We start from the raw sequence: 13234 nt of genomic DNA, 5'->3' as shown, positions 1-13234 counted from the left end.
ATTTCGCCATAATGCCCACCTAATATTTCTTGTAAAACTTTTGCGGCAGCTGGATCTGGCTTGTCCGGCTTGATAATATTAATCAGTTCTTCTTTATAATAAAACATGAAGTACACCTCTTTTAAGTTAGTTAACATTGTTATCGTGTCCGCTATTTGGTTACTTAATACTTTAATTCATGTTTTTACCAATTATTTATTACCTCAAAATGCAAAGTTTTTGAAAATAACTATTTTAGATGTGAGATGAAAATAGGGGATAGATGCTTAGCATTTAATAAAAAAAGATAAGATTACGAAATGTAATCTTATCTTTTCATTAAGAATAATGAATTGTAGCTTTAAGGCTTCAGAATGACTTTTATACAGTCGTCTTCACGATTATTAAAAATCTGATAACCATAACTCGCTTCTTCAAGGGGAATTTTGTGTGTAATAATCTCTTTTGGATCAAATTCTTTATTTGTTATTTTTTCAAATAGTTCCGGCATAAAATGAATGACAGGTGCTTGTCCCATTTTAAGATTAATATTTCTAACCCAAAATGCACCGAGTGGAAAGGCGTTATAATTGCCACCATAAACGCCGGTCATTTGAACCGTTCCATATTTTCTTACGGCTTTCGTAGCGATTTGAATAGGACCGAGAGTTCCACCTTGTAATTTTAATTTTTGTTCCAGAAATTCTAGAGGCGATTTTTTTCCATCCATCCCCACACAATCAATAACTACATCAGCACCGCCATGTGTAATTTCCTTTAAATGTTCTCCCATATCGGGGAATTTTGTAAACTCAAATACCTCAACATTGTTAATCTTTTTTGCATAATTCATCCGATAATCTAAGTAATCCACTGCAATTACACGTTTAGCACCTTGCATCCAAGCGAATTTTTGTGTCATTAATCCAACAGGTCCACAACCAAGGACGATAACAGTATCACCTGGCTTAACGCCTGCGTTTATTACACTCCAATAGGCTGTTGGTAAAACATCTGATAGAAATAGTAGGGATTCATCTTCAAGTTCGCATGATTCCGGTATAACAAATGGAGTGAAATTTCCAAAAGGAACTTTTAAATATTCTGCTTGTCCGCCCGGATGATTACCAAATTTCTCTGTATAACCAAAGTATCCACCAGAATCGTAATGAGGGTTTGAGTTATCACATTGACTTTCCATTTCGTGTTGGCAATAGAAACAATGTCCACAAGAAACGTTGAAGGGGATGACAACACGATCGCCTTTTTTCACTTTAGTGACATCTGGCCCGACTTCTTCAACGATTCCCATTGGTTCATGGCCGATAATGTATCCTTGAGGTAAGGGCATGTTGCCTTGATATAAATGTAAATCAGAACCGCAAATAGCGGTTGAAGTAATTTTTACAATAATATCATCTTTTTTCTCTAACTTTGCATCATCCACTTGTTTAACCTGTACTTGGTTTGGTCCTTGATAGGTTACAGCTTTCATCTCATATCTCCTTTTGGATTATGTCTCAAAACATAATTTTATTTAATCTCTTGGTGAAATAGAAATCTTTCTTTTGTTTACTGAAGGGAATTAGAAAGTATACATAGTGTTGTTATGAAAGTATGTTATATCAGTTAGTCTTTCTTATATGTTTTGCCCTACTTTAAGAAAAAAATCAAATTTTATTCATAATCTAATTTCCATAAAAAGGATAATTATTATTTCATAATTTGTAGCATATTAAAAACATCGGAGGTGAAACAATATGGGAAAAAATAATAGTGGAAGTCGTAATGAAGTATTAGTTCGAGGCGCTGAACAAGCTCTTGATCAAATGAAATATGAAATTGCACAAGAGTTTGGTGTACAACTTGGTGCAGATACAACAGCTCGTTCAAACGGATCTGTTGGTGGTGAAATTACAAAACGTTTAGTAGCAATGGCAGAACAACAACTTGGTGGTAGAGCTAACCGCTAAGTAAATTGGCTTAAAATATAGCAAATATGTAAATCAATTTCTTTTGTGTATTCATAAAAATAAAAAACCTTATATTAAACAGATTCTCACTCAAAGATTATTGATAATCTTCTTTCATAATCTTTGAGTATTTAATTTGTAAACTACTTTCCTAAACAATAAACACGCGGTGTTGGAAAGGTGTTTTCCATGCATAGTAGAAAATCTTTTGCAGGAAAAAGCATACTTAAATATTTGATTTCAATATTGAAATCAATATTTATTATCATATTTTCGAAAGGTAGGAATTTAAAAATGGGTATATTAAGTGGAAATCCTCAAAATGAACCTTTACATTACGGTGAAGTATTTGACATTTGGAGCTATCTTCTTGCTGCACAGGGTGCAATTGCAAGCCATCAAGTATTTATGAATCACACAGGTGACGAAGATTTGAAGAAGTTTTTAGAAGGCTTAATTGAAAATGATATGAATTCGGAGATAGAAGAATTAAAGGCACTTTTAAAAGTTAATGGGGTCGCTTTACCGCCAGCGCCTCCAGAACGTCCAGTTGCATCTATTGAAGACATTCCTCCGGGAGCGCGTATTAATGATGTTGAAATTGCTGCAGCTGTTTCTACAGGATTAGCAGCTGGACTTGTGACATGTAGTCAAGTAATGGGAAAATGTCTTCGAGAAGATGTAGGTATGTTATTCGGACAATTTCATATGAAAAAAGCGCAGGCAGGTGTAACTCTGCTACGTTTAAGTAAGAAAAAGGGATGGGTAGTTCCACCTCCATTACATGTAAGAAATTCTGACCAAGCGTAATAAACAAAAATAAAAAAGTGGCGTTGGCCACTTTTTTATTTTTTAGATGTATCCTTAAGCTTGGATTTATTTATGGTGGAAGAATCTATATATTCATCTGACATTTCTATAGCATATTTATTATGTTGAATATGATTGTGATTTGTTAATTTATCGTCGTTACGTAGCACTAGCCTCTTCATATAAATGTGGAAGAAAACTTCTGTTCCACCAATAATTAAAGCGGCTATAAATGAAGAAAGTCCAATGTTACGAGTAGCATCTAAATTAGTAAACAAGGATGTTAGTAACCAAGTTCCGAAAAAGCTTAAGCCGAAATCTGCCATTGTAGCAATCATATTTCCGTATTTAGGTAAAATGAAGAGGTCTCCGATTAAATAGGCAGCTCCCGTCAGAAAAAGAGAAATTAGTAATACTCTAGGGATTGAAATGCCTTGGAAAATACCGAGTATGACTAATAATACCGCAGTTACGGCTGTATATTTAATTAATAAAGCAACAATATGTTTCATCTTTTTTCCTCCACTATTTAAAAGTATATTGAATAAAACATTCCATTAAAAACGGGTTATGCTTTTATATAGCGTAACCCGTTTTACATTGTAATGGAGGTCTATTTATGATATCCCATGGCACGTATGTTATATTTCGTTCTCCTATACACTATTATTTTGGGCTTAAAGAGTATCAATTATACCTTTGAATTCGTGGTCGTAATTACCAATTAATTAACTATATATTTTATCATGTAATTTAACATATTAAAGAAAGAAGGAGGTGAATTAACATGTCAAACAATAACAGTGGAAGCAGCAACCAATTATTAGTACGTGGCGCTGAACAAGCTCTTGATCAAATGAAATATGAAATTGCTCAAGAATTTGGAGTACAACTTGGTGCAGATGCAACAGCTCGTGCAAACGGATCTGTTGGTGGTGAAATTACAAAACGTCTTGTATCATTAGCTGAGCAACAACTTGGTGGTGGCGTTACTCGTTAATTTTATATACGAAATGGATATAGAGGAGAGGCATGCTGTCTCTCCTTTCTCATACATTTTTTTAGTAAATAAGCTTAGTAGCGTTAGAATTTTTTTAGATTTACAACTATAACTCGAATTTATTTGTTTAACTTTTAGACTCACGAGGTTTTAAATACATAATTAATTTTTGCGAAATAAAAGGATAAAAGATGCGAGGTTGTATTTGATACGAAAGGAGCAGAAAAAATGAAATATGAAGCGTTATTTACAGTTGAGATTTCTGTAGGAAGTGAAAGAGTAGCAAATCACAAAATAAAGGCTCATGATGTCAATGATGTTGTTGAAAAGCTTGCTGAGAAGTATTTAAGTAATCATGAGGGACATTCTCGAAATGAATAAAGGAGAATAGTAATATGACCTGTCATGATGTTAATAATGAAACGAAAGAAAAAAAAGATTTAAAATGGTGGCAACTCTCACTTATTGGGATTGGTTGTACGATAGGGACGGGCTTTTTTTTAGGATCCAGTATAGGAATTAAGATAGGTGGTTCTTCAATTATTCTTATTCTTATTTTAACTGGATTCACTACATATATTGTATTTGAGGCATTGGCAAAAATGGCTGTAGAAGATCCACAAAAAGGATCTTTTCGCATTTATTCAAGAAAAGCTTTTGGAAATTGGGCGGGTTTTAGTCATGGATGGACATATTGGTGTTCTGAACTGCTTATTATGGGTAGCCAGTTAAGTGCGTTAGGAATCTTTTCACGCTACTGGTTTCCTAAAATACCATTATGGATATTTGCTACTATATATGGAGTAGCGGCTATATTAATTATTTTTATAGGGGTAAAGATATTCGAACGTTTAGAGAAATGGATGGCTATTATAAAGATCGCTGCTATTATGGGGTTTATTGTAATTGCTATTTTGGTTATTTTAGGATTTATAAAGGGTGGTTTATATAAAGCACAAATTCCGCGGAATTTTAAAGATTGGTTTCCAAATGGATTAAAAGGCACTTGGTCCTCTCTAATTTATGCATTTTATGCATTTGGAGGAATTGAAATTATGGGGTTAATGACAATAAGGCTTAAAGACCCTAAAGATGCAAAGAAATCAGGAAGAGTAATGTTAATGATTTTAACGATTATTTACGTAGTTTCTTTAGGGTTGGCAATTATGATGGTTCCATTAAACCAGTTTAATACGAAAGAAAGTCCTTTTGTAATAGCATTACAAGATTATAATTTGCCGTACGTGCCATTTATTTTAAATGTAGTATTAATTTTAGCGGGTTTTTCAACGTTAGTTGGTTCATTATTTGCAGTGACAAGTGTATTAATGAATTTAGCTGAAGAGGGAGATGCACCTGCAATGTTTGCTAAAAAAAATAAAAAAAACATCTCTTTTCCAGCCTTAATTCTTATTATAATTGGACTTGGTGCTTCTATCCTTAGTGCTTTATTCCTACCCAAAAATATATATGAATATGTAACAACTGCAGCTGGATTAATGTTGTTATATACATGGAGTTTAATTCTTCTTTCATTTTGGAAATTAATGAATCCCAAAGGTTGGATGCAGATAAAAAGTATTATTGGTCTTATTATGATTGCATTAGCTGTTAGTGGAACATTATTGCAAAAAACAACCCGTTTTGGTTTCCTAGTGAGTTTGTTGTTTTTAGGAATAGTTATTCTTGTTACTATAATTGTTCATTTTATCTCAAGAAAAAGAAATACAGCTATATGAAGTATCTTTCTTTTCACAATAGGAATAGTATGTCAGAAATAAATAATAGAAGTTATTGAAAAATAATTTGGTAAGTTTGAAAACCAAAATATAATCCATAAATAATAAGTGATATGCCAGATACTACCGTTATAAGAGACAATATACGAGCATTCAAAATTTTACGAAACATACTAGATGTACTTGCCATCGTAATATCCCATATAAAAATACCTAAAATAATCCCTAAGCTATATAACAAAAGCTGCTCTTTATTATAAGAAGAAGCGGCTTTTGCTAATATCGAGCCGAAAATGCCAAGCCAAAATAGGATTGTTAATGGATTAGATAAAGACATAAAGAAACCAGAAAAGAAGCTTTTAATAATTGAATCGTCATTTCTAGTATTACTAATGCTAATTTGATTCGCGTTTTTTAAACTTTCGATGCCTGTATAGATTAAAACAAAAGCTCCGAAAGACCATAAGAAAAGTTTTATAATATCTTTTTCAAGGAAATGAATTACCCCTAAATAAATAAGTGCCATGTAGATAACATCTGCAAGTAAGGCTCCTATGCCGAGAATCCAAGCGTGAAAAAACCCACTTCTAATACCCTTTTCTAACTGTGCAGCATTTATAGGCCCCATTGGAGCAGATAATGATAAACCCAAGAAAACATAGCTTAAAAATATCCCCACGTATAACATGCTCCTCCCACTAAATTTGATCTATATTAAATCTATTCAGTGGTTAAAGTTTGTACAACTAAATAATAAAAAGCAGAGGGGATTATTTATTTTTATGCAAATATTTTATTATTCGAGAAAATGGACACTTTGATGGAATTGTCTCATCATCACGTAAAAAATATTGCTGCCATTCATAATTATCTTTTTGACCATAATCTTTGAGAGAAGGATGAATAGGAGCTTTATCATAAGCGGCTAGACGTTGACGTATTAAGTTTTTTAGTTTTCTACTGCGTTTCTCAGAGCTCATAATCCCCTGTAAAACCCATCTAGGGGTTAAAGCTAGCATCATGCATGAAAAATGTCTACTTTGTCTATTGACATGAGCAGGTGTAGCGCAGTAAACGAAATATGATTCATTATGAAAGCAAAATTCCCAAGTATTTTCCATAGGGTCATTTGGAATGTGTGTAGGCCATTCCATCTCGTCTAAACGGCTGGTTGTATTAAGGAGAGACCAATAAATATGTTCAAAATCCTCAACTGTAGTTTCACGCTCTAAATCTAATGGTGTATGAATAAAAACAATAAATGAAGCGTAGTGACCTGTGTCTCTAGAACATTCAGTATATTCTTTAAGTAATGCAGCAAAATCCTTGCTAGTATTTATATCTCTAGGATCACCAATGAATCCGTACCTGAGGTGATTTGCTGTAAAACCGTGTTGAGCTGGTATACAAGGGAAAGGTTTATTTTTATCTGTCATTTTCAATTTGAAAGAACGAAAAGCTTCTTGTTGCCAATATGGAAGGTTAGTAATATTTTTTTGTAAAGAGTCTTTATCATAAAGTATAGTCATCTTTTTATCCCTCCTAAGTCATAATATATAGCCTATTAATTACTTAGGAATGGGTGACTAACACAGCAAGAATAATTATTTTTTGATTTATTAAAATGAAATAATTTAATGGGTAACCCCTGCAACGAGTTACTTTAATAGTTAATATCTAATAATGTATAAATTTAAGTAACTATAAAATTTGAAAAAATATGTAGGTACAATGTTCACATTTATATTTTCTAACTAGTATGGTTTATAACGAAATAAGAAAGGATGTATTATGATGTGGATTTTTAAAGAAGAAAAAATTAAATTTATAGATTGTAAAGGCGAAGAAGTCATTTTGAAAATCAAAATTAAGGATATAAAAAAGTAGGGAAGAAGAATTAGGTCTATTTTATTGTGATTAACATAGAAGAATGGAAAGAAATGATAAATTAGGTTGAAATGAATTCATATAGTATAGGCCCTTTTTGAATTTTTTTGCATAATGTAGAATGAATGCATATTAAGGGGGAACATCTATGTCTTATCCTAATCAATTAGCTTGGCATGAAACATTGGATTTACATGAATTAGTAGCATTCCAAGCGAATGGTTTAATTAAATTAAAAAAATCAGTTAGAAATGTACCAGATCAAGCACTTCAATCGTTATATATTAAAGCTATAAATGCTATACAAAACAATTTACAAGAGTTAGTACAGTTTTATCCATATGCTCCTGGATTTCAATCGCAACATCGTGATGACACTGGATTTTACGCTGGAGATTTGCTTGGGTTAGCAAAGACATCTGTTCGAAATTATGCAATAGCGATTACTGAAACTGCAACACCGCGACTTAGAGAAGTTTTAACCCGTCAAATAAATGGTGCTATACAATTACACGCACAGATTTTTAATTTTATGTATGAACGTGGTTACTATCCAGCTTATGATTTAAAACAGCTATTAAAAAATGATGTGCAGAATGTGCAAAAGGCGATACAAATGCAATATTAAAATGAAGATATGGAAATTATCTTTAGAGAAAAACTATAGTTTATATAGGTCAAATAGTTAAGACTAAATGGTAATTTCCATTGTTAATAAATTGATTAAATTCTACTAATATAAATTCATTCTAAAATATTTAAGAAATTCTACAAATGCTATTTTAGAATACGAGACCCCATATTTAAGAACTTTTTAGAGGATTACTTTCTAAATAGAAATAGATGTTTGTATAATATGTGTGATTAATAGTAAAAAAGTTATTATCAGGAATCTCTTGAACTAGAATTTTTAGTACAAGCTATAACGGATGTTTGTACATGTTTTAAACAGGAGAGTCATTCATTTTGAATTAACTTTGTTTAGTTTTCATTTGAAAAACAAACAAAAAATAAAAAAGTAGAAATAAAATATATAAATTCCAAACACTTGGAATTGTAGATATTCCGAAATAGATTCCTCCAGGTAATAACCAAATACTGCAAATTAAAATCAAAATATTTTCTCTTTTAACTATTGAAATGAACGCCCAAAAAGAAGGGAGTAATAACATGAAAAGAACCGTGATGAAAAATTCTTTATTAGATAGTTGATCGCTATACGGATTAAAATATAGAAATAATAGCGAAAGTAAAAAGATACTTATAGATGAAATCAATCCTACATAAACATGTATATTGTTTTTCATAATTAAGATTCTCCCCTCAATAACAATCTACTTATAATTCTATTTTCAAAAACAAATTTTATGTAATTGTTCTATAAATAAAAAAGCAGTTAGCAAAAGCTAACTGCAGTGAGAAATTTACATCCATGAAATTAAGGAGTATAACTATCTCATGGGTTAAGTATAGTATGAACAAAAAAATTGAGCTTATACTAAAAAATTAAAAAGAGCAGTTATTGATTATGACTGCTCTTTAATGGCAAGAAATAAAGCCTGGGTAAGAAGCAGACTTTATTATATATAGTGTTTGCGAAATTTCAATTTTTATTCCAAAAGAGTAGTGCTATTCTTAGAATATAGATATTGCCTACATTCAGTTTTTTAACAGATTAAGTTTAAAAGCTTTTAAAGGATGATTTTGCATTATACTTTGATTCATTAATATAAAAATAAACAAAGTATTTCCGCGTTTAATGCATCTTTTTATCTATATATTTTCCGTAATTGGGCACAGCAATTTTATCAAATTCTTGAACGAGTGTTTTGAGGCTTGTTGATAGCAATTCACCCGACATAGGTACCCCATGTCCAGTAACAGCGGTTAGAGGCTTTAACTTCTCTAGCTTAATAACTGACTCTTTAGCAGCTTTCCAGTCTGTTGTTAAATAACGAGGCGGACCGCTTATTTCCTGTTCTTGAGTTATTACTTTATACAGATACTCCTGTTTCACTGTAACAAAAGCGTCCCCAGCGATTAAAGTTCGGTCTTTTTCTCGGAATAATGAAATATGCCCTGGAGTATGTCCTGGTGTATGAATCCATCTAAACTCTGGCATATGGGGAACAGTTCCATCGATAGGTAGCGCTTTTACGTTATTTCCTAAGTTAATTGGTTCGTTTGGGAACAGAGGAGACATTTTCGCTACCATACCACCTTCAACTGTAGGGTCTGGTTCTGGATAGCTTTGTTGTCCAGTCAGGAACGGTATCTCCATTTGATGTGCATAGACGGGAACATCCCAATACTTGATGAGTTCAATTATTCCCCCAACATGATCAAAATGGCCGTGAGTTAAAATAATTGCTTTTGGGCGACTATTGGTACCAAATCGATCTTTAGCGATAGAGATAATTTCATTTGCACATTTAGGCATTCCAGCATCAACTAAAACAAAATCATTGGTCTTAGGATTTCCAACAAAGCATATATTGACGATTTGAATTGTGTAACAAAATAAATCACGTAATACTTCGATGCCGTGACCACTCTCAATTGAAGTTGCTGGAATAAACTTGTAATCACTTCCATAATTCATTTCATTGTCCAATTTTTCTCCCCCTTAATATATTTTAATACGACATTATAGTTCCCTAATCTTGAAAATTAATTTTGACGAATTTTAGAAAAGAATTAATATGGGATTAAAAAACAATAATTTAGTCCTAGAATTAAGAGGGATTCATATCAATTTATATAAAGTGCAAACAAAAAATATTGCTTTTAAAGTCACAGATTCTACTATTTTTTGAGGCGAATTTATGGCTTAATAAAAGATTTATAAAGATATTACAATATGGATTTATATAAAAAACACATAACAAATGTCGATAGAAATCCATTATGTCTAATGATTGCTTTTCATAATAAAAGAATGTTTAAGTTTGGTGATGTAATTGAAGTGAATTAGAGGGGAAATAGAAGTGATGATCTCTTCCTAACTTAATTATATCATGTAATTTACGTTCGAAATAGACTGTTTCTTCTCATTTACTACTGTTACAATCAAGAACACATGAATAGTAAGGAGAGGTGCCAAATGAGTTCTTTCGTTCTCGATTTTCAGGAAATAGAAAAAATGCAGCTTTTTCTCGTTGGTGGAAAAGGATTGAATTTAGGGGAGTTATCCAATATTCAAGGGATACAAGTGCCAGAAGGATTTTGTGTTACAACGGTAGGGTATGAACAGGCCATCGGAAAAAATGGAGCGTTTCAAACTTTATTGAATCAATTAGCAATGCTAAAAATTGAGGAACGAGATCAAATTGGTGAAATTAGTAAGAAGATTAGAGAAGTCATTATGGCGGTGGAAATTCCAGTTGATGTAGTGGAATCAGTAGCTCATTATCTCTCGCACTTTGGCGATGAACATGCATATGCAGTGCGTTCGAGTGCTACTGCTGAAGATTTACCGTATGCCTCGTTTGCTGGTCAACAAGATACGTATTTAAATGTTATTGGAAAAGAAAATATTTTGCAGCATATTAAAAAATGCTGGGCTTCTTTATTTACAGATCGAGCGGTTATATACCGAATGCAAAACGGTTTTGATCATAATCAAGTTTCTATATGTGTTGTCGTTCAAAAAATGGTTTTCCCTGAGGCTTCAGGGATTTTATTTACTGCGGATCCGATTACTTCGAATAGGAAGGTGTTATCAATCGATGCCAGCTTTGGACTTGGCGAGGCGCTAGTATCTGGATTGGTTTCTGCCGATAATTATAAGGTAAAAGAAGACGAGATCGTCGAAAAGGTTATCGCAACGAAAAAATTAGCTATCTATGGACGAAAAGAAGGCGGAACAGAGACAAAGAAAATTTCTCCTAATCAGCAAAAAGTTCAAACACTTACTGAACAACAAATTTTACAACTAGCACGCATCGGAAGACAAATCGAAGCTTATTTTGGTTGTCCGCAAGATATTGAATGGTGCTTAGTTGATGATACAATTTATATAGTCCAAAGCAGACCGATTACGACTTTATATCCAATTCCAGAAGTAAATGATGGGGAAAATCACGTGTATGTATCGGTTGGTCACCAGCAAATGATGACTGATCCTTTGAAGCCATTAGGAATGTCTTTATTTCAGTTAACATCTTTCGGACCAAGGTTTCAAGCTGGGGGAAGGCTGTTTGTTGATGTTGCACAAAGATTGGCTTCACCTGCAAGTAGGGAGTTTTTATTAAATACAATAGGTGAGTCGGAGCCGCTTATTAAAGATGCATTAATGGCTGTAATAGAGCGAGATAATTTTATCAAATTGTTACCGGATGATGAAAAAGAAAATAGTAAGAGAATGCCGCCTGCAGGCTCACAACCACAAATCGAAAATGATCCAGCAATCGTTACGGATTTAATAAAGAATAGTGAAGCATCGATCGAAGAATTAAAACAAAACATTCAAATGAAATCAGGATCAGATGTACTTAGTTTTATTTTAGAAGATATCCAGCAATTAAAGAAAATATTATTTCATCCGCAAAGTATGGCTGTAATTATGGCAGGTATGAATGCTTTATCATGGATCAATGAAAAAATAGAACAATGGCTAGGGGAAAAGAATGCAGCAGATGTACTTTCACAATCTGTACAACATAATATTACGTCAGAAATGGGGCTAGCGTTATTGGATGTGGCAGATGTGATCCGGCCGTATCCGGAAGTCATTGCGTATTTACAGCATGTAGAAGATGACAGATTTTTAGATGAATTAATTCAGTTTAAAGGCGGGGAAAAAGTTCGGGATGCAATCGATGCCTTTCTAAATAAATATGGAATGAGATGCAGCGGAGAAATTGACATTACGAAAACTCGCTGGAGTGAACAGCCAGCTACAATTATACCGATGATTTTAAATCATATAAGGGACTTTGAATATGGTGCTAGTAAACGGAAGTTTGAAGAAGGGCTGCAGGAAGCTTTGAAAAAAGAAGCAGAGCTGTTAGAGCGATTGCAGCACTTGCCGGATGGGGAACAAAAAGTAGAAGAGACGAAGAGAATGATTTGTAACCTCCGCAATTTCATTGGTTATCGTGAATATCCGAAATACGGCATGATTCATCGTTATTTCATATATAAGCAGGCATTACTGAAAGAAGCAGAGAAACTTGTGAAAAATAATGTTCTGGATGAAATAGAAGATATATACTATCTAACTTTTGAAGAACTTCACGAAGTCGTCCGCACAAATAAACTAGATTACAAGATTATTCATAAACAAAAAAATGCGTACAAATTATATGAAAAACTAACACCTCCGCGTGTTATCACGTCTGATGGAGAAATCATTACAGGTAAGTACAAACGTGAAAATCTCCCGGCTGAAGCAATTGTAGGTTTGCCTGTTTCTTCTGGAGTGGTTGAGGGGAGAGCACGCGTTATTTTAAACATGGAAGACGCGAATTTGGAAGATGGAGATATATTAGTTACGGCATTTACTGATCCTGGCTGGACACCTTTGTTTGTTTCTATAAAAGGGTTAGTCACTGAAGTCGGCGGGCTTATGACGCACGGAGCAGTGATTGCACGTGAGTATGGCCTGCCAGCAGTTGTTGGAGTAGAGAACGCTACGAAATTAATAAAAGATGGGCAACGAATTCGGGTACATGGAACAGAAGGGTATATTGAAGTGTTGTAGTTGTATTTTAGATAAATAAAGAAATAGTCCACTAAATATAGTGGACTATTTCTTTATGATTTTAATAGTTTTATCAACTTTCATCAATATTTTCTGAAATATTGATGAATCAGAATGTATGTTCATCTAAAATAAAGGATTT

13 protein-coding genes are annotated in these 13234 nt (G+C 33.1%); 7 read left to right on the top strand and 6 right to left on the bottom strand.

The annotated features are described in order from the left end of the window. Together H6481_RS25290 and H6481_RS25285 are read right to left on the bottom strand one after the other, a co-directional pair. Positions 1–107, bottom strand: a 107-nt coding sequence (locus H6481_RS25290) for a manganese catalase family protein (protein ID WP_182813507.1), incomplete at its 3' end; no start/stop codon positions are given. Positions 108–340: 233 nt separating this feature from the next. Beyond that, positions 341–1474, bottom strand: a complete 1134-nt coding sequence (locus tag H6481_RS25285) for a zinc-dependent alcohol dehydrogenase (RefSeq protein WP_000649085.1) — start codon at positions 1472–1474, stop codon at positions 341–343. A 265-nt stretch (positions 1475–1739) separates the two neighbouring features. Here H6481_RS25285 and sasP point away from each other — a divergent pair, with 265 nt between their 5' ends. After that, positions 1740–1952, top strand: a complete 213-nt coding sequence (sasP, locus tag H6481_RS25280) for a small acid-soluble spore protein, SasP family (protein ID WP_000517671.1) — start codon at positions 1740–1742, stop codon at positions 1950–1952. 294 nt (positions 1953–2246) lie between these two features. Then, a complete protein-coding gene (locus tag H6481_RS25275; RefSeq protein ID WP_000512122.1) occupies positions 2247–2762 on the top strand; it encodes a DUF3231 family protein in 516 nt (171 codons plus the stop codon). A gap of 35 nt (positions 2763–2797) precedes the next feature. Here the strand turns inward: H6481_RS25275 and H6481_RS25270 are convergent, their stop codons facing one another. Next, positions 2798–3274: a YndM family protein gene (locus H6481_RS25270; protein WP_182813505.1), complete on the bottom strand. Its 477-nt coding sequence runs from the start codon at positions 3272–3274 to the stop codon at positions 2798–2800. Positions 3275–3549: 275 nt separating this feature from the next. On the opposite strand from H6481_RS25270, the gene H6481_RS25265 reads away from it, so the two are divergent. The 3 genes from H6481_RS25265 (at position 3550) to H6481_RS25255 (ending at position 5501) form a co-directional block, all read left to right on the top strand. Beyond that, entirely contained in the window at positions 3550–3762 is a 213-nt protein-coding gene (locus H6481_RS25265; RefSeq protein WP_000069660.1) for an alpha/beta-type small acid-soluble spore protein, read from the top strand. A 228-nt stretch (positions 3763–3990) separates the two neighbouring features. Continuing rightward, positions 3991–4143 (top strand): hypothetical protein, encoded by a 153-nt coding sequence (locus tag H6481_RS25260; RefSeq protein WP_170962689.1) that lies wholly within the window; start codon positions 3991–3993, stop codon positions 4141–4143. A gap of 14 nt (positions 4144–4157) precedes the next feature. Continuing rightward, on the top strand, positions 4158–5501 hold the full coding sequence (locus H6481_RS25255) for an amino acid permease (protein WP_118414568.1): 1344 nt from the start codon (positions 4158–4160) through the stop codon (positions 5499–5501). Between the two features lie 52 nt (positions 5502–5553). Here the strand turns inward: H6481_RS25255 and H6481_RS25250 are convergent, their stop codons facing one another. Next, positions 5554–6180, bottom strand: coding sequence for a LysE family transporter (locus H6481_RS25250; RefSeq protein WP_065224628.1), 627 nt, complete (start codon positions 6178–6180; stop codon positions 5554–5556). Between the two features lie 91 nt (positions 6181–6271). Next, the gene (locus tag H6481_RS25245; RefSeq protein ID WP_182813503.1) at positions 6272–7030 is read right to left on the bottom strand and encodes a YqcI/YcgG family protein; all 759 of its coding nucleotides are present in this window, start codon (positions 7028–7030) and stop codon (positions 6272–6274) included. Between the two features lie 506 nt (positions 7031–7536). On the opposite strand from H6481_RS25245, the gene cotF reads away from it, so the two are divergent. Beyond that, positions 7537–8016: a spore coat protein CotF gene (gene cotF, locus H6481_RS25240; protein WP_182813501.1), complete on the top strand. Its 480-nt coding sequence runs from the start codon at positions 7537–7539 to the stop codon at positions 8014–8016. A 1128-nt stretch (positions 8017–9144) separates the two neighbouring features. On the opposite strand, the gene H6481_RS25235 is transcribed toward cotF, so the two are convergent. Then, positions 9145–10002, bottom strand: a complete 858-nt coding sequence (locus H6481_RS25235) for an MBL fold metallo-hydrolase (protein WP_182813499.1) — start codon at positions 10000–10002, stop codon at positions 9145–9147. A gap of 489 nt (positions 10003–10491) precedes the next feature. Between H6481_RS25235 and ppsA the strand changes: the two genes are divergently transcribed. Continuing rightward, positions 10492–13092: a phosphoenolpyruvate synthase gene (gene ppsA / locus H6481_RS25230; RefSeq protein ID WP_182813497.1), complete on the top strand. Its 2601-nt coding sequence runs from the start codon at positions 10492–10494 to the stop codon at positions 13090–13092. Positions 13093–13234: the final 142 nt, after the last annotated feature.

The organism is Bacillus sp. ME78 (genome assembly GCF_903970865.1).
Taxonomy (GTDB): domain Bacteria; phylum Bacillota; class Bacilli; order Bacillales; family Bacillaceae_G; genus Bacillus_A; species Bacillus_A cereus.
The sequence above is the reverse complement of the archived record's forward strand: the minus strand, read 5'-3'. Positions and strand labels throughout refer to the sequence as shown.

What these genes read in the sequence shown, in the direction of transcription:
- H6481_RS25245 (WP_182813503.1), bottom strand. Translation starts at nt 7,030, where the DNA reads ATGACTATACTTTATGATAAAGACTCTTTACAAAAAAATATTACTAAC.
- H6481_RS25285 (WP_000649085.1), bottom strand. Translation starts at nt 1,474, where the DNA reads ATGAAAGCTGTAACCTATCAAGGACCAAACCAAGTACAGGTTAAACAA.
- cotF (WP_182813501.1), top strand. Translation starts at nt 7,537, where the DNA reads ATGTCTTATCCTAATCAATTAGCTTGGCATGAAACATTGGATTTACAT.
- H6481_RS25270 (WP_182813505.1), bottom strand. Translation starts at nt 3,274, where the DNA reads ATGAAACATATTGTTGCTTTATTAATTAAATATACAGCCGTAACTGCG.
- ppsA (WP_182813497.1), top strand. Translation starts at nt 10,492, where the DNA reads ATGAGTTCTTTCGTTCTCGATTTTCAGGAAATAGAAAAAATGCAGCTT.
- H6481_RS25275 (WP_000512122.1), top strand. Translation starts at nt 2,247, where the DNA reads ATGGGTATATTAAGTGGAAATCCTCAAAATGAACCTTTACATTACGGT.
- sasP (WP_000517671.1), top strand. Translation starts at nt 1,740, where the DNA reads ATGGGAAAAAATAATAGTGGAAGTCGTAATGAAGTATTAGTTCGAGGC.
- H6481_RS25260 (WP_170962689.1), top strand. Translation starts at nt 3,991, where the DNA reads ATGAAATATGAAGCGTTATTTACAGTTGAGATTTCTGTAGGAAGTGAA.
- H6481_RS25265 (WP_000069660.1), top strand. Translation starts at nt 3,550, where the DNA reads ATGTCAAACAATAACAGTGGAAGCAGCAACCAATTATTAGTACGTGGC.
- H6481_RS25255 (WP_118414568.1), top strand. Translation starts at nt 4,158, where the DNA reads ATGACCTGTCATGATGTTAATAATGAAACGAAAGAAAAAAAAGATTTA.